The 541-nt window shown below is 52.9% G+C and carries 1 tRNA gene and 2 rRNA genes; all 3 read left to right on the top strand.

Annotation, left to right across the window (positions count from 1 at the left end):
• Window positions 1-3 precede the first annotated feature (3 nt).
• The 3 genes from rrf (J4613_RS22495) (at window position 4) to rrf (J4613_RS22485) (ending at window position 364) form a co-directional block, all read left to right on the top strand.
• Window positions 4-119 (top strand): 5S ribosomal RNA (gene rrf / locus J4613_RS22495).
• Between the two features lie 14 nt (window positions 120-133).
• Window positions 134-209: transfer RNA gene (locus J4613_RS22490), tRNA-Thr, on the top strand.
• A gap of 39 nt (window positions 210-248) precedes the next feature.
• Window positions 249-364, top strand: a 5S ribosomal RNA gene (gene rrf / locus J4613_RS22485).
• The last annotated feature ends 177 nt before the right edge of the window (window positions 365-541 follow it).

Raw genomic sequence — 541 nt, 5'->3', positions numbered from 1 at the left:
TTGCCTGGCGGCACTAGCGCGGTGGTCCCACCTGACCCCATGCCGAACTCAGAAGTGAAACGCCGTAGCGCCGATGGTAGTGTGGGGTCTCCCCATGCGAGAGTAGGGAACTGCCAGGCATCAAATTTAGTGTGCTGATATGGCTCAGTTGGTAGAGCGCACCCTTGGTAAGGGTGAGGTCCCCAGTTCGACTCTGGGTATCAGCACCACTTAATACGGTTAAAGTTCGGCATTTGAAAAAGAATTTGTCTGGCGGCAGTAGCGCGGTGGTCCCACCTGACCCCATGCCGAACTCAGAAGTGAAACGCCGTAGCGCCGATGGTAGTGTGGGGTCTCCCCATGCGAGAGTAGGGAACTGCCAGACATCAAATAAAGCAAAAGGCCCAATCGAAAGATTGGGCCTTTTTGCATTTATTGACCCGTCCTGAATAGCGTTGACACGTTCCAGACTTAAATCCGGAGAACGTGATGATGACTGAGTTCAAACGCACCCAACGCGATTATCCTCTATCCTTTAAAATAGCCGTCGTTGAGCAGGTCG

It is taken from the genome of Salmonella sp. 32020114201800008SM, from assembly GCF_017572025.1.
In the GTDB taxonomy this organism is placed as follows: Bacteria; Pseudomonadota; Gammaproteobacteria; order Enterobacterales; family Enterobacteriaceae; genus Salmonella; species Salmonella enterica.
The sequence above is the reverse complement of the archived record's forward strand: the minus strand, read 5'-3'. Positions and strand labels throughout refer to the sequence as shown.